This is a genomic window from Streptococcus sp. 1643, assembly GCF_006228325.1.
Classification (GTDB): Bacteria; Bacillota; Bacilli; order Lactobacillales; family Streptococcaceae; genus Streptococcus.
On sequence record NZ_CP040231.1, the window covers coordinates 1,427,030 to 1,442,241 of the forward strand.

Annotated in this window: 15 protein-coding genes; 4 read left to right on the forward strand and 11 right to left on the reverse strand. The window is 43.2% G+C overall.

Annotation, left to right across the window (positions count from 1 at the left end):
- Position 1: 1 nt before the first annotated feature.
- The 4 genes from FD735_RS07530 (at position 2) to FD735_RS07545 (ending at position 3,096) form a co-directional block, all read left to right on the forward strand.
- The gene (locus FD735_RS07530) at positions 2-931 is read left to right on the forward strand and encodes a metal ABC transporter substrate-binding protein (RefSeq protein WP_049520903.1); all 930 of its coding nucleotides are present in this window, start codon (positions 2-4) and stop codon (positions 929-931) included.
- A 415-nt stretch (positions 932-1,346) separates the two neighbouring features.
- Entirely contained in the window at positions 1,347-1,841 is a 495-nt protein-coding gene (gene tpx, locus FD735_RS07535) for a thiol peroxidase (protein ID WP_000206539.1), read from the forward strand.
- Positions 1,842-1,924: 83 nt separating this feature from the next.
- Positions 1,925-2,575, forward strand: coding sequence for a metal-dependent transcriptional regulator (locus FD735_RS07540; protein ID WP_042768908.1), 651 nt, complete (start codon positions 1,925-1,927; stop codon positions 2,573-2,575).
- Positions 2,576-2,682: 107 nt separating this feature from the next.
- Positions 2,683-3,096, forward strand: a complete 414-nt coding sequence (locus FD735_RS07545; RefSeq protein ID WP_139658871.1) for a hypothetical protein — start codon at positions 2,683-2,685, stop codon at positions 3,094-3,096.
- Positions 3,097-3,126: 30 nt separating this feature from the next.
- Here the strand turns inward: FD735_RS07545 and dtd are convergent, their stop codons facing one another.
- The 11 genes from dtd to pnp all read right to left on the reverse strand — a co-directional run bounded on the left by dtd (position 3,127) and on the right by pnp (position 14,835).
- On the reverse strand, positions 3,127-3,570 hold the full coding sequence (gene dtd, locus FD735_RS07550) for a D-aminoacyl-tRNA deacylase (RefSeq protein WP_139658872.1): 444 nt from the start codon (positions 3,568-3,570) through the stop codon (positions 3,127-3,129).
- 29 nt (positions 3,571-3,599) lie between these two features.
- Entirely contained in the window at positions 3,600-5,816 is a 2,217-nt protein-coding gene (locus tag FD735_RS07555; protein WP_001123780.1) for a bifunctional (p)ppGpp synthetase/guanosine-3',5'-bis(diphosphate) 3'-pyrophosphohydrolase, read from the reverse strand.
- Positions 5,817-5,954: 138 nt separating this feature from the next.
- Positions 5,955-7,085 (reverse strand): ABC transporter ATP-binding protein, encoded by a 1,131-nt coding sequence (locus tag FD735_RS07560; RefSeq protein ID WP_000229940.1) that lies wholly within the window; start codon positions 7,083-7,085, stop codon positions 5,955-5,957.
- 113 nt (positions 7,086-7,198) lie between these two features.
- A complete protein-coding gene (locus tag FD735_RS07565; protein WP_084943836.1) occupies positions 7,199-8,068 on the reverse strand; it encodes a helix-turn-helix domain-containing protein in 870 nt (289 codons plus the stop codon).
- A 3-nt stretch (positions 8,069-8,071) separates the two neighbouring features.
- Positions 8,072-8,458, reverse strand: a complete 387-nt coding sequence (locus FD735_RS07570; RefSeq protein WP_000567911.1) for a Mini-ribonuclease 3 — start codon at positions 8,456-8,458, stop codon at positions 8,072-8,074.
- Positions 8,451-9,794 carry a cysteine--tRNA ligase gene (gene cysS / locus FD735_RS07575; protein ID WP_139658873.1) on the reverse strand — a complete coding sequence of 448 codons (1,344 nt, stop codon included), beginning with the start codon at positions 9,792-9,794 and terminating at the stop codon, positions 8,451-8,453. The genes FD735_RS07570 and cysS overlap by 8 nt, the downstream gene beginning before the upstream one ends.
- 17 nt (positions 9,795-9,811) lie before the next feature.
- The gene (locus FD735_RS07580; RefSeq protein WP_000301980.1) at positions 9,812-10,333 is read right to left on the reverse strand and encodes a dihydrofolate reductase family protein; all 522 of its coding nucleotides are present in this window, start codon (positions 10,331-10,333) and stop codon (positions 9,812-9,814) included.
- Positions 10,334-10,341: 8 nt separating this feature from the next.
- A complete protein-coding gene (locus FD735_RS07585) occupies positions 10,342-11,106 on the reverse strand; it encodes a nucleoside phosphorylase (protein WP_139658874.1) in 765 nt (254 codons plus the stop codon).
- A gap of 4 nt (positions 11,107-11,110) precedes the next feature.
- The gene (locus tag FD735_RS07590; RefSeq protein ID WP_139658875.1) at positions 11,111-11,977 is read right to left on the reverse strand and encodes a GNAT family N-acetyltransferase; all 867 of its coding nucleotides are present in this window, start codon (positions 11,975-11,977) and stop codon (positions 11,111-11,113) included.
- An 11-nt stretch (positions 11,978-11,988) separates the two neighbouring features.
- On the reverse strand, positions 11,989-12,606 hold the full coding sequence (gene cysE / locus FD735_RS07595; protein WP_139658876.1) for a serine O-acetyltransferase: 618 nt from the start codon (positions 12,604-12,606) through the stop codon (positions 11,989-11,991).
- A gap of 15 nt (positions 12,607-12,621) precedes the next feature.
- The gene (gene pnp / locus FD735_RS07600; RefSeq protein WP_139658877.1) at positions 12,622-14,835 is read right to left on the reverse strand and encodes a polyribonucleotide nucleotidyltransferase; all 2,214 of its coding nucleotides are present in this window, start codon (positions 14,833-14,835) and stop codon (positions 12,622-12,624) included.
- Between the last annotated feature and the right edge of the window lie 377 nt (positions 14,836-15,212).

Sequence of the window (15,212 nt, forward strand, 5' to 3'; positions counted from 1 at the left end):
AATGAAAAAATTAGGTACATTGCTTGTACTCTTTCTTTCCGTCATTGCACTTGTAGCATGTGCTAGCGGAAAAAAAGATGCTACTTCTGGTCAAAAACTAAAAGTTGTTGCTACAAACTCAATCATCGCTGATATTACCAAAAATATCGCTGGCGATAAGATCGATCTTCACAGTATCGTTCCTGTTGGTCAAGACCCACACGAGTACGAACCACTTCCTGAAGACGTAAAGAAAACTTCTGAGGCTGACCTCATTTTCTATAACGGTATCAACCTTGAAACAGGTGGCAATGCTTGGTTTACCAAATTGGTCGAAAATGCCAAGAAAACTGAAAACAAAGACTACTTTGCAGTCAGCGAAGGCGTTGATGTTATCTACCTTGAAGGCCAAAACGAGAAAGGCAAAGAAGACCCACACGCTTGGCTCAACCTTGAAAATGGGATGATTTATGCTAAAAATATCGCTAAACAGTTGATTGCAAAAGACCCTAGCAACAAGGAATTCTACGAAAAAAATCTCAAAGACTATACTGAAAAACTAGACAAACTAGACAAGGAAGCCAAAGAGAAATTTAACAATATCCCTGCTGAAAAGAAACTCATCGTAACCAGCGAAGGATGCTTCAAATACTTCTCTAAAGCCTACGGTGTCCCAAGCGCCTACATCTGGGAAATCAACACAGAAGAAGAAGGAACACCTGAACAAATCAAAACCTTGGTTGAAAAGCTTCGCCAAACAAAAGTTCCATCCCTCTTTGTTGAATCAAGTGTCGATGACCGTCCAATGAAGACTGTTTCACAAGACACAAATATCCCAATTTACGCGCAAATCTTTACTGACTCAATTGCTGAAGAAGGTAAAGAAGGTGACAGCTATTACAACATGATGAAATACAACCTTGACAAGATTGCTGAAGGTTTGTCTAAATAAGCTAGCTATTGGCTTATCTATTACTAGGTTCTTGTCTCTCTTTACATTACTTCTAATACTAGCTTTGTTAGTTATATCTCCAACTACAAAACAACGTTTATAAGAATAGAGATTTCTTAAATCAGAACGAACGAAGTGAGCTTTTACCAGATATTTCTCACTGTAGTGGTATCCTAGATAAGAACTTTGATCTTATCTAGGACGGAATTTTTGAGACCTAAGGCTCAAAAATTAGGGATGAAATTCCGAAGGAAGTTGCTCCCGTCCGCACTACCTTCGAGAAATATCAAATAGACAACAAATCTGAAAAACGTCATTCTTACCGAATTGGCGTTTTTTTCACTTTCCAGTCAAATCATTGGAAAAATCTGACAATTCTCGGTAAAATAAAAGAAAAAAAGAATGGAGTAGTTTCATGACCACTTTTCTCGGAAATCCTGTAACTTTTACAGGTAAACAACTGCAAGTCGGAGACAAGGCACTTGACTTTTCTCTTACGACAACCGATCTCTCTAAAAAAACGCTAGCTGACTTTGATGGGAAGAAAAAAGTCTTGAGTGTTGTCCCTTCTATCGATACTGGTATCTGCTCAACGCAAACACGTCGATTCAACCAAGAACTAGCTAACCTTGACAATACCGTCGTTCTTACTGTTTCTATGGACCTACCATTTGCCCAAGGACGCTGGTGCGGGGCTGAAGGCCTTGACAATGCCATCATGCTTTCAGACTATTTTGACCATTCTTTCGGGCGCGATTATGCCCTCTTGATCAACGAATGGCATCTCCTTGCACGTGCTGTCTTTGTTCTCGATACTGACAATGTCATCCGTTACGTAGAATACGTTGACAACATCAACACGGAACCAGACTTTGAAGCTGCTATTGCTGCAGTGAAAGAACTGGACTAAAATCAAAGCCATTAGGGTAGAAGGCTAGAGAAATCTAGCTTTTTTTGATATACTAGATGGAGAGAAAAGACAAGAGGAAACGAATGACGCCAAATAAAGAAGACTACCTAAAATGTATTTATGAAATCGGTACGGAGATGCAGAAAATCACCAATAAGGAAATTGCTACCCGTATGCAAGTCTCTCCACCTGCCGTAACAGAGATGATCAAACGCATGAAAAGTGAAAATCTCATCCTCAAGGATAAGGAGAATGGCTATCTATTGACAGATATTGGGCTCAAACTAGTCTCCGAACTCTATCGCAAACACCGGTTGATTGAGGTCTTTCTAGTTCACCATCTCGACTATACCAGTGACCAGATCCATGAGGAAGCTGAGGTCCTAGAGCACACTGTATCTGACCTCTTCGTAGAGAGACTGGATAAACTACTGGGCTTCCCTAAAACCTGCCCCCACGGAGGAACCATCCCAGCTAAGGGAGAGCTCCTGGTCGAAATCAACAACCTACCTCTAGCAGATACCAAAGAAGCCGGTACCTATCTCCTGACTCGGGTTCACGATAGCTTTGATCTGCTCAAATACTTAGAAAAGCATGAAATTCATATCGGTGACCAAGTCCAAGTCAAGCAGTTTGATAATTTTTCCAATACCTTTACACTGGTCAACAAAGGTGAAGACCTCCAAGTTAGTATGGATATCGCCAAACAACTCTATGTCGAAAAAATCAACTAAGCCCTTATCCTTGAAAGAAGTTCATTTCAGGGATTTTTTGTCATTTTAGTTGTAAGTCCCATTCATTTGGTGTAGAATGAAGCTAGATAAAAGAGGGAGGTCATCTTATGAAAAAGCTCTTTAGAATCCATTTTGTAGCCATTGTACTCTGCGATTTGCTACTGTTGGTAACTTTCAGACCCCGATACGAACTTTCTTTGGAGAGAGGTCTGATTTTTTGCTTCATTTTCATCCTTACTCAGGGACTACTGCTGTCTCGCTTAGTCTTCCGACTCAAAAAACAGTTCTCTGAGATTTATCCTCAGATGAACAAAAAAATTCGCCTCTACTACTTAGGGATTCTCTCCGTTGACCTTCTATTATTTGTCTTTTTAGCCATCACTGACCCTCAATATTTCTACTCTCTTACTCCAGTCTTTACTTCCTGTCATTCTACTTTATACTATATAACGGCTAGCCACCTAAGAGAAAACTATCCCGACTTTTACAACAAACACATCACCTTCTGGGAGTGTCTATAAACAAAAACCAAGCCAGCTGGCTTGGTTTTCTTATCTATTTTTAGTATCAAGAATGATGGTAACTGGCCCATCATTTACCAGCTCCACCTGCATATCCGCTCCAAAAATACCTGTCTGAACAGGGACTTCCTGAGCTAGCTTTTGGTTTAAAGCCTCATAGAAGGCAGCTGCCATATCCGGCTTGGCTGCACCTGTAAAGGCTGGGCGATTGCCTTTCTTAGTATCCGCAAAGAGAGTAAACTGAGAAATAGAAAGGATTTCTCCTTCAATATCCTTGACTGACAGATTCATCTTGCCTTCTGCATCTGAAAAAATCCGCATATTGACAAGCTTTCTCACAGCATAGTCCAGATCTTCCTCCTGGTCATCTGGGCCAACACCGACCAACAATAAGAGACCTTGATTGATTTTTCCCTGAACCTGACCTTCGATATTCACTTGGGCTTTTTTAACCCGTTGGATAATGATTTTCATAATAGCCTTTCTAGTGACTGAAGGAAGAATTAGCCGTTGGTCCTTTTGACGGAGTAAACCTCTGGCACACTCTTAATCTTGTCCACGACTGTGGTCAGTGTAGAGAGGTTGGAAATACCAAATGAGACATGGATATTAGCAAATTTCATATCCTTAGTTGGTTGAGCATTAACGGTTGAGATATTCTTGGTCGTGTTTGAGAGAACTTGTAAAACATCATTTAAGAGCCCTGTACGGTTGAGACCATAGATATCGATGTGGGCAGTGTATTCCTTGCTTGAGAATTGATCTTCCCATTCCACATCAAGGAGACGCTGCTCATAGTTTTCTTGGGCACGGAGATTCATACAGTCCACACGGTGAATAGCTACACCGCGTCCCTTAGTGATGTAGCCGACAATGTCGTCACCCGGAACTGGATTGCAACACTTGGCAATCCGAACTAGGAGACCTGAAGCACCTTCAATGACCACACCACCCTCATGCTTGACCTTGAGGGTTTCTTTGTTTTCGACCTTAACTTCGCCACCTTTGACAAGTTCTTCTGCCTCCGCTTTGGCCTTGGCACGCTCTTCCTCACGACGTTCCTTTTCGGTCAATCGGTTAAAGACGGTAATCGCACCGATTTCTCCAAAACCAATGGCTGCGTAGAGAGCCTCCTCTGTCTTGTAGCTGGTCTTTTGAAGGACCTCATCCATATGGCGCTTGTCCATAAACTTATTAGCCACATAACCGTTTTCTTGGAATTGAGCCATCAACATTTCACGGCCCTTGTTAACGGATAATTCCTTGTCTTGATTTTTAAAGAACTGACGAATCTTGTTGCGCGCCTTGCTGGTCTTGACCATGTTGAGCCAGTCACGACTCGGACCAAAGGAGTTGGGATTGGTGATAATTTCAACCTGATCCCCTGTCTTGAGCTTGGTTGTCAGTGGAACCATACGGCCATTGACCTTGGCACCAGTCGCTTTTTCACCGACTTTGGTATGGATTTCATAGGCAAAGTCAATCGGTCCTGAATCTTTTGGAAGGGAGCGAACCGCACCATCTGGAGTAAAGACGTAAATCTCCTCCGCCAGATAGTTTTCTTTAACAGAGTCCACAAATTCCTTGGCATCATCAGCCTGGTCTTGGAGCTCCATCATCTCCTTGATCCAGTTCATCCCAATAGCAGATTCCTTGCTGTTGACCTGCCCTTTAATGCCTTTCTTATAAGCCCAGTGAGCCGCAACCCCGTACTCAGCCACTTCGTGCATTTCCTTGGTCCGAATCTGGAACTCAATCGGCCCTTTTGGCCCATAAACAGTTGTATGGATAGACTGGTAACCATTGGCCTTACGATTGGCGATATAGTCTTTGAAGCGGCCTGGCATAGGTTTCCAAAGTTCATGCACATAACCCAGCATAGCATAGACATCACTCTGGGTATCTAAGATACAGCGAATGGCAATCAGGTCATAAATTTCCTCAAAGCGTTTCTTCTTATCCTGCATCTTGCGGTAGATCGAATAGATATGCTTAGGACGACCATAGATTTTTCCTTTGAGATTTCTTTCTGTAGCGTACTCTTCCAACTTGGTTACAACTTCATCGACCAAAGCCTCACGTTCTCTGCGTTTTTCCTTCATCATGTGGGTGATCTTGTAAAACTCAGTTGGATTGAGATAACGGAAAGATAGATCTTCCAACTCCCACTTGACACTGGAAATCCCTAGACGATGAGCAAGTGGTGCATAAATTTCCATGGTTTCTCTGGAGATACGCTCTTGCTTATCCTTTCGAAGGTGTTTGAGAGTCCGCATATTGTGCAAACGGTCCGATAATTTAACCAAGATAACACGGATATCCTCTGACATGGCCATAAGCATCTTGCGGTGATTTTCAGCCAATTGTTCCTCGAGTGATTTGTACTCAACCTTACCAAGCTTGGTCACCCCATCAACGATAATCCGAACATCATGACCGAACTCTCTCTCCAAATCATCCAGTGTCGCATCTGTATCCTCAACCACATCATGCAAAAAACCGCAGGCAACCGTCACGGCATCTAGCTTGAGTTTAGCTAAAATCCCTGCCACCTGAATGGGATGAATAATATAGGGCTCACCTGATTTCCGAAACTGCCCACTATGACAGTCAACTGCGTAAATCAATGCTTTTTGTACAAAAGCAACGTCTTCCTTTGTTAAATATTCTCTCGTTAAAGCGACTACCTGATCGCCCGTCAAATTCACTTCTTTCGGCATCTATACTCTCCAATTCTTCCTACCATTTTATCACTTTTTTAAGGATATGAAAACTAGAAAAGCCTGTTTTTATGCCAATACCAATCATTAAAAAAACACTGCCAGATTTCTCTAGCAGTGTTTTGACATTTCATTTGCTTAGTAGACAGTTTTTTCAGTTTCTACGTCGAAGAAGTGTGCTTTGTTCAAGTCAAATCCAAGTTCAACTGTTGCACCTGTTTGCAAGTAGTCACGAGCATCCACTTTTGCAACAAATTCGTCTTTACCAACTTGGCAGTAAAGGTGAGATTCTGAACCAAGCAATTCTGATACGGAGATAGTAGCTTTGACAACTGACTCTGGGAATGTTTCAAGGAAAGCAGGTTCTGCATTCACATCTTCTGGACGGATACCGAAGATCAATTCTTTTCCTTCGTAGCCTTTGTCACGAAGAACTTTCAAAGCACCTTCTGGCACTTTCAAGCGGAAACCGTCAGAAACAATTTCACCACCAACCAATTTCACATTGATGAAGTTCATAGCTGGGCTTCCGATAAATCCTGCAACGAACTTGTTAACTGGATTTTTGTAAACTTCTTGAGGGGTACCGATTTGTTCTACACGTCCGATAGTACCTGTACCAGCAGGGTTCTTAGTAGCTGACATGATAACGATACGGTCTGCCAATGTCATCGCTTCTGTTTGGTCGTGAGTTACGTAGATGGTTGTAGCACCGATACGACGGTGGATCTTCGCAATTTCAGCACGCATAGATACACGAAGTTTGGCATCCAAGTTTGACAAAGGTTCGTCCATCAAGAATACTTTTGCATCACGGACAATGGCACGACCCATGGCAACACGTTGACGTTGACCACCAGAAAGGTCAGCAGGTTTACGATCCAAGAACTCTTTCAAGCCAAGGATTGCTGCAGCTTCTTGCACACGTTTGTCGATGTCTTCCTTGCTGTATTTACGCAATTTCAAACCGAAAGCCATGTTGTCATATACAGTCATGTGTGGGTAAAGAGCGTAGTTTTGGAATACCATGGCGATGTCACGGTCTTTTGGAGCTACGTCGTTGACAACCACGCCATCGATAGATGCAGTACCTTCTGTGATATCTTCAAGACCAGCAATCATACGAAGAGTTGTTGATTTACCACATCCTGAAGGACCTACGAAAACGATAAATTCTTTGTCTTTGATGTCCAAGTTGAAGTCTTCAACTGAGTAGTGTTCGCTGTTTGGATATTTTTTGTAAATGTTTTTAAGATTTAATTCTACCATCGAGGTGAACTCCTTTTGTCTTTTGATAGTTTTATTATAGATGAAAACGCTTTACTTTTCTATGGCAAGATGACCAAAAAAATAAAAAAGTTCTGTGCAACTTGCACAAAACTTTAAAGAATATCTGGTAAAATCAACTGATAACACAAGGTCAGGTCGGTCAATTCCTTCAACTGAAGCCCTGTCAATTCTTCCCATCTATCAATCTTGTATTGGAGAGAATTGCGATGTAGATAGAGTTGCTGGGCTGTTTTAGTTAGGACAGCACTATTTTCCCAGAGAGAAAGAATGATTTCCTGAATCTGGTCCTGATCCAAGATCATCTGGTGCAGGCATTCCTTGGTTACCTTCAGGTCTACTAGTCTTTCTCCCATACTCCAAAGATAGAGCTGTGAAAAGGTATGTACACCTTGATGCCCCTGACGCCACCAAGTCTTAAACAAATCTCGCTCCGCTTTGATCAAGTCTGATAGGGCTTGAGGGCCTGTCTGAGGCCAAACCTGGCCTAACATGATCGACAGACGAAGACCAAAGTCATACTCAACCGCTTCAATCGTATCAGATAAGATTGAGCGAACAGAGGTGTACTTATCTTGTTGAAGCACAAATACATAATCCTGAGCCCCCACTTGTAGCACTGTTTGGAAGTTGGGAAAAAGAGTCCGCATCATGTCTAGCCAAGAGGCTAGATTTTCCTGTTGGAAATAGGAAAGATGACAATAAACCAGCTGAATTTTTTTAAATGTTTGCGGTGCCTGCCCCTTCCCCTCGATCAGATAGGGATACCAAGGATTGAGCGAATGAGCCTGCTCCTGCTGGGTCAAAAGGGCAACCAGCTGCTTTTCACGCTCGCTGAGCCCAGCTTCCTCCAGTAAAATCCACTGCTGAGAAGCTAAAGGGAGAGTGAGATAGCCTGGTTTCTCAATCGGCTGATCTGAAATCTGAGCTTCAGGAAACCAGTCTTGTAATTCCTTTGCAATCATGTCCTAGCCCTCCACTTTTTGGATGCACCAAGAAATTATGGTCTCTAGACGCTCCACATTTTCAGTCAGATGGAGATAGCCCATCACTGCTTCAAAACCTGTAGACATGCGGTAGGTCACCACATCAGCATTTTTAGCCTTTGTGTGGCTATTGGTATTGCGACCACGTTTGTAGATTTCTTCTTCTTTTTCCGTCAGAACTTGCTCTTCCAACATGAGGGCAATCAAACGAGCCTGAGCCTTGGCTGACACATACTTAGTCGCCTCTTGGTGGAGTTTATTGGGTTTGGTCATGCCTTTAAGGATGAGATGGCGACGGATATACATGGAGTAAACTGCATCTCCCTCAAAAGCTAGCGCAATCCCGTTAATGAGATTGACATCAATCACGAGTCCACCTCACTCCATCCTTGGTGTCAAGGAGCTTAATTCCTTGAGCCGCTAATTGATCACGGATTTGGTCTGCTGTCGCAAAGTCACGATTAGCACGCGCTTCTTGACGCTTTTGGATCAAGGCTTCAATGTCTGCATCCAAATCTTCCTCGACAAAGACAATCCCAAAAACCTCCAACATATCTGCAAGAGCTTGCTTAACACTTGCATCATAGTTGCCTGAGTTGATCCATTTGGCCATTTCAAAGACAACTGTGATTCCGTTAGCAGCGTTAAAATCTTCATCCATAGCTGCTGCAAACTTGTCTTTAAAGGCTTGTAACTCTTGAATATCTACAGTCCCAGAAAATGGTTGCTCATAAGTGTTTTTTAGATACTTAAGATTGGTCTCGGCATCACGCACTGCTTTTTCCGTAAAGTTGATAGGTTTACGGTAATGCTGAGTGGCAAAGAAGAAACGCAACACTTGCCCATCAAGAGTTTTAAGGGCATCGTGTACGGTTATAAAGTTGCCCAAGGACTTGGACATCTTGACATTGTCGATATTGACAAAGCCATTATGCATCCAGTAGTTAGCAAAAGTCTTGCCTGTTTTTGCTTCTGACTGGGCAATTTCGTTGGTATGGTGAGGAAACTCCAAATCAGCTCCACCACCGTGGATATCAATGGTATCTCCCAAAATCTCTGTTGACATGACCGAACACTCGATATGCCAGCCCGGACGACCAGGTCCCCAAGGACTGTCCCAAGAAATCTCGCCTGGTTTTACAGCTTTCCAAAGGGCAAAGTCTACAGGATTTTCCTTGCGAGCCGTTTCTTCATCGGTACGACCTGATGCACCTAGCTCCAAATCTTCCAAGGTTTTGTTAGCCAACTTAGCATAGTTATGGGATTTTTCCACTCGGAAGTAAACATCTCCTTGACTCTCGTAGGCATAACCTTTTTCAATCAAGTCTTCCACAAAACGAATGATGTCAGCCATAAACTCTACTACACGCGGATGACGAGTCGCAGGTTTCACGCCCAAAGCCGTCACATCCTCACGAAAGGCAGCGATGTACTTGTCCGCAACCTCCAGAGGCGTGATACCTTCTTCCTTGGCACGGTTGATAATCTTATCGTCTACATCCGTGAAATTGGAAATATAGGCAACTTCGTAGCCACGGTATTCGAAATAACGACGAATGGTATCAAAAGCTACTGTTGAGCGGGCATTGCCGACATGGATATAGTTGTATACAGTTGGCCCACAGACATACATCTTAACCTTGCCGTCCTCAATAGGTACAAATTCTCGCAAATCACGAGACATGGTGTCATAAATTTTAATCATGCGGTCCACTCCCTTCTCTATTTCTGACTTTTTCGGCTGAAAACCAGCTCTGCAAAAGGGCCAAATTGTCTGAGGCTATCCAGTTGGTAAAAGCGCTGCCCTTCCTCTTGAGTAAAGAGGGGAACCCCCTTTCCTAGGATAAGGGGCGCTATCTGAATAATGAGGTGGTCGAAAAGATCCGCATCCAAGAGCGGTCCTACCAAGGAATTACCACCAATCACAAAGACATTTTTGCCTTTGTCAATCTGTTGAACAAAGTCCACCACATCCCCAGCTACTGGCTGGTAATTGCTGACAGGCAGGTGCCTATCATGTGTAAAGACATAGTTTTCCGTAGCTTGATAAAAACTTTCTACATCTTGCAAATCTTGGATTTCCTCAAAGGTCCGCTTGCCCATGATGGTGATATCCATTTGCCTGTAAAAGTCATCATAGCCTGTATCCTCTACAGAACCAAGCTGATGCAGCCAGTCTATCCTGTGCTGGCTGTCTGCCAAGTAGCCATCCATGGTGATACAGCCGTAAAAATATACTGCCATTCTTGTAGTTACCTTTCTAGTTCCTTGGCTATTATCAAAGCGATAGTGAAAAAAGTCATGGCATCAGCTGTCCGCTCTTCATGACGGGCATCCCAGGCTCGGTTATGATGATCCACATAGTCAGCTGTGTAGAAGAACTGATAGACTTTACTCTTGCGAAATTGACTCCAAGCCATGATAGCTGAAGCTTCCATGTCCACCACTTGAGCTCCAGCAGCCAAGCGACGCTTGACCTTATCGGCTGCTTCACGATAGAAAGCATCTGTGGTCCAAGCCTTTGTTCGAATGTGCTCAATACCAGATTTGTTCAAAGCTTCTTCCATGGTTAAGAGTAGAGTTTCATCATAAGCTATCTCATCACTAGCAGGAGCGTAATGGTAACTTGTACCTTCATCACGTAGAGCTGAACTTGGTAGGATAATCTTATCTGCCTGAATAGACTGATCTAGAACTCCGCAAGAACCCAACACAATAAAGTTCTTAAATCCTCTTGCTTTGAGTTCTTCTAAGAGTCCAACAACCATCGGGGCTCCAATCGTAGCTATAGCAACTGCTACCTTACTCCCATCTTTTTCATAGATATACCATGGAAATCTACCATTTAGATTGGTTAGATAGCCACCTTCATAAACATCTACAAACTGCTTTACTCGTTCAACGATTTCTCCATTAAAAGATAAAATAATCGTGTCACAGATTTCTCCACCACCACGAATACTTCGATCAGTTGGTTCGATAACCGCAGGTACATTTTCGAATTCTTCTAATAGCATTTTTCTACTCTTTCTCATTCAGATAAACTACCTGTGTCTGTTTGACAAAGCCGATTTTTTCATACAAGCGCTTGGCACCTACGTTGCTATCTTCCACGGCAATCTGAAATTCCTTATCATTTTGCTCAATTAGTTGGTTGACAAGGGATTTTGCTAAATAGCTTCCGTAGCCTTTGCCACGTTCAAGTTCTGATATTGCTAAACCGTAGAAGTAATTCGTATCGCTCGATAAATCAATCGTGCAAGTTCCAATAACCTGACCGTCTTTTAATAAAATATATAGGCGACTTTCTGAATCCTTCAGAGCTTCAGCGACATATCTATCCACAACTTCTCTCGATTCATGTTCCTCTGAAAATGCCTGAAATTTTAACTGACTAATTTGATCTTGATACGAACTATCTGCTAACAAAACTTCAAGATTGGAATGCTTTTCTAACGGATAAGGCCTTCTATCCTTACCTAACCAGGTTTCTGTATCCTCGTCCTCGACCAATCCCCAGTTGCTGACAAAATCAGGATAATTCTCTAAAAAAATACGTTCTGTCTGAAAAGTGACTGACCTAATGGGAAAAGAAGCTGTTTCTCTCTCAAAACTAGTAAACAATGCACGCGCAATCCCCTGACGGCGATGATCTGGATGAACCAGCATCGTCACTTCCACATCTTGGTCATCTGCATAGACAGTTAATAAACCAACAAGTTCGCCTTTTTCATAATAAAGGAAAAAGGCGGGCATGTTTGGGTCAAAATTAAGCATGTTAGAAAGATAGGGATCACGGTAGGTACCGTCATAGGCTTGGCAACAGTTAATTAGTTTTTTCGCCTCAGATAACTCCTCTTGGCTTAACTTGTTTCTTGCTTGAATCATATAGGTAACCTCTACAACCCCGACGATCTGTGACTGGCTTCTCTAGCCTGCTCTAGTTTATTGACATAGTACTCCCGTTTTTCTTCGACTTCGTGGATCGTTGGTTCATCCTTCTGTCCATGAACACGGACAATTTTAGCAGGAATTCCGACAACTGTCACATCACTAGGTACGTCTGCCACAACAACCGCAGCGGCACCGACTTTGGCATTTTCACCGATTTCTACCGGTCCGATGACTTGGGCATGGGCCGATATGAGAGCTCCTTTACGCACAGTCGGATGACGTTTGCCAATATCCTTCCCTGTCCCACCAAGAGTCACTCCGTGATAGAGAAGAACGCCTTTTTCAACAATCGCTGTCTCTCCAATCACCAGGCCTGAACCATGGTCGATAAAAACACCTGATTCTATCTGAGCACCAGGGTGAATCTCTATCTGCGTCCAAAAACGCCAAAACTGGCTGTGCATACGAGCTAAAAGCTTAAAGCCATGTTTCCAGAGAAAATGCGAGAGACGGTGGGCAGCCAAGGCTTTGACACCCGGATAGGTCAGCAAAACTTCCAAACTGTTGCGTGCCGCTGGATCATTTTCTTTTACGATATCAATGGTTTCGCGCCACCATCCCATACATTTCTCCTTTTCTTATTCTGAATCTTTTGGTGTTTCTGTAAATTCTTTCTTAGGTTTGTGATCCTTGTGATGACGTGGACGGTGAGGTCGCTCAGACTTTTCACCTTTTTCATCACGCTCTGGTTTTGGTGGACGAGGAAGAAGAGCTTTCATAGAAGCATCAACACGTCCTTTTTCATCAATCTTGATAACTTTGACATCGACTTCGTCTCCAATAGCCACCAAGTCCTCGACATTATTAGTACGCGTCCAAGCCATTTCAGAAATGTGCACAAGTGCATCTGTCTTATCAAAGAGGTTGACAAAGGCACCAAATTTCTCGATACGAACAACTTTAGCATGGTAAACTTCATCCACTTTGGCTTCACGAACCAAGCCAGCGATGATTTCTTTGGTACGGTTAATGGCATCTTGGTCGCTAGAGTAGATAGAAACATTACCTTCTTCGTCGATATCAATCTTAACGCCTGTTTCAGCGATAATCTTATCAATGGTTTCTCCACCTTTACCGATGACAATCTTAATCTTGTCCACATCAATCTTGATGGTATCAATTTTCGGTGCAGTTGGAGCCAATTCTGGACGAACTTCTGGAATCGTTGCTTCAATCACATCAAGGATTTCAAAACGAGCTTTCTTGGCTTGAGCAAGAGCCTCAGTCAAGATTTCTGCAGTAATTCCTTGGATCTTGATATCCATTTGAAGGGCTGTAATCCCGTCACGAGTTCCGGCAACCTTAAAGTCCATGTCTCCAAAGTGGTCTTCCAAACCTTGGATATCTGTCAATACTGTATAGTTATTTCCATCTGAGATAAGACCCATGGCAATACCAGCTACTGGTGCCTTGATTGGCACACCACCAGCCATAAGGGCAAGCGTTCCCGCACAGATAGAGGCTTGAGAAGATGAACCGTTTGATTCTAAGACTTCTGCTACCAAGCGGATTGCGTATGGAAATTCTTCCAAGCTTGGCAAAACTTGCGCAAGAGCACGCTCACCAAGAGCACCGTGACCAATTTCACGACGACCAGGCGCACCGTAACGACCTGTTTCCCCTACAGAGTATTGTGGGAAGTTATAGTGGTGCATAAAGCGTTTCTTGTACTCTGGATCCAAACCATCGATGATTTGAGTTTCTCCCATCGGCGCCAAGGTCAAAACTGAAAGGGCTTGAGTTTGTCCACGAGTGAAGAGACCGGAACCGTGCACACGAGGAAGGAAGTCAACAACCGCTTCCAAAGGACGGATTTCATCGACCTTACGACCATCAGGACGAACCTTGTCTTCTGTGATCAAACGGCGCACTTCAGCGTGTTCCATTTGTTCCAAGATTTCAGCCACATCACGCATGATACGGTCAAATTCTTCGTGGTCCGCATATTTTTCTTCGTAAACAGCAGTGACTTGGTCTTTAACAGCTTGAGTTGCAGCTTCACGAGCCAATTTTTCTTCTACTTGAACCGCTTTTTGGAGGTCACTGTTGTAGGCTGCGATGATTTCAGCTTGCAAGTCAGCATCCACATGAAGCAGTTCCACTTCTGCTTTTTCCTTACCAACTGCAGCAACGATTTCTTCTTGGAAGGCAATCAATTCTTTGACTGCTTCGTGCCCTTTAAGAAGGGCTTCCAACATAATTTCTTCTGACAATTCTTTGGCACCAGACTCAACCATGTTGATAGCGTGCTTGGTACCAGCTACTGTCAATTCAAGAAGCGATTGCTCTGCTTGTTCTTGACTAGGGTTGATGATGATTTGGCCGTCTACATAACCTACTTGTACCCCAGCGATTGGTCCGTCAAATGGAATATCTGAGATAGACAATGCCAGGGATGAACCAAACATGGCTGCCATTGGTGCAGAGGCATTTTCATCGTAAGAAAGGACCGTGTTGATCACTTGCACTTCATTACGGAAACCTTCCGCAAACATCGGACGGATTGGACGGTCAATCAAACGCGCTGTCAAGGTCGCATCAGTTGAAGGACGTCCTTCACGTTTCATAAAGCCACCAGGAAACTTCCCAGCCGCATACATTTTTTCTTCGTAGTTGACTTGAAGTGGGAAGAAATCCCCAGTTGCCATTTTTTTAGACATAACGGCAGCAGTCAAGACAGTTGACTCACCGTAACGCACGACAACAGAGCCATTTGCTTGCTTAGCAACCTGACCAGTCTCTACGATTAACTCACGACCCGCAAAAGTCGTTTGAAACACTTGTTTTGTCATTTTAATCCCCTTTGGATTGATGAAATTATACGCCTTGCCTACAAAGATCAAGATACCAAGGACGTCAAAAGCAAAGTAAAAATAGGAAACTGACGAAGTCTTCGATGAAGACAAGACAGTTTATCTTTTTTTACACAGCTTTTCGGCCGGGTTCAATTACACAAGATATTCTGGACGGTTCGGCTTGCCGAACATTTCTGTAGAAAAATAGGAAGGTGACGCCGCACTCGATGAGTGCTAGGAAGCTTATCTTTTTTCTACAGAAATGAGACCCAAATTCAATTAAGTAGTTTTTTTGATATTTCACTTGAATAGTGCGGACGGGAGCAACTTCCTTCGGAATTTCATCCCTTATTTTTTAGCCTGAAGTCTAAAAA

Bases quoted from the DNA above. Each gene is read 5' to 3' on its own strand.
- FD735_RS07530 (WP_049520903.1), top strand. From the start codon at position 2: ATGAAAAAATTAGGTACATTGCTTGTACTCTTTCTTTCCGTCATTGCA.
- tpx (WP_000206539.1), top strand. From the start codon at position 1,347: ATGACCACTTTTCTCGGAAATCCTGTAACTTTTACAGGTAAACAACTG.
- FD735_RS07540 (WP_042768908.1), top strand. From the start codon at position 1,925: ATGACGCCAAATAAAGAAGACTACCTAAAATGTATTTATGAAATCGGT.
- FD735_RS07545 (WP_139658871.1), top strand. From the start codon at position 2,683: ATGAAAAAGCTCTTTAGAATCCATTTTGTAGCCATTGTACTCTGCGAT.
- dtd (WP_139658872.1), bottom strand. From the start codon at position 3,570: ATGAAAATCATTATCCAACGGGTTAAAAAAGCCCAAGTGAATATCGAA.
- FD735_RS07555 (WP_001123780.1), bottom strand. From the start codon at position 5,816: ATGCCGAAAGAAGTGAATTTGACGGGCGATCAGGTAGTCGCTTTAACG.
- FD735_RS07560 (WP_000229940.1), bottom strand. From the start codon at position 7,085: ATGGTAGAATTAAATCTTAAAAACATTTACAAAAAATATCCAAACAGC.
- FD735_RS07565 (WP_084943836.1), bottom strand. From the start codon at position 8,068: ATGATTGCAAAGGAATTACAAGACTGGTTTCCTGAAGCTCAGATTTCA.
- cysS (WP_139658873.1), bottom strand. From the start codon at position 9,794: ATGATTAAAATTTATGACACCATGTCTCGTGATTTGCGAGAATTTGTA.
- FD735_RS07580 (WP_000301980.1), bottom strand. From the start codon at position 10,333: ATGGCAGTATATTTTTACGGCTGTATCACCATGGATGGCTACTTGGCA.
- FD735_RS07585 (WP_139658874.1), bottom strand. From the start codon at position 11,106: ATGCTATTAGAAGAATTCGAAAATGTACCTGCGGTTATCGAACCAACT.
- FD735_RS07590 (WP_139658875.1), bottom strand. From the start codon at position 11,977: ATGATTCAAGCAAGAAACAAGTTAAGCCAAGAGGAGTTATCTGAGGCG.
- cysE (WP_139658876.1), bottom strand. From the start codon at position 12,606: ATGGGATGGTGGCGCGAAACCATTGATATCGTAAAAGAAAATGATCCA.
- pnp (WP_139658877.1), bottom strand. From the start codon at position 14,835: ATGACAAAACAAGTGTTTCAAACGACTTTTGCGGGTCGTGAGTTAATC.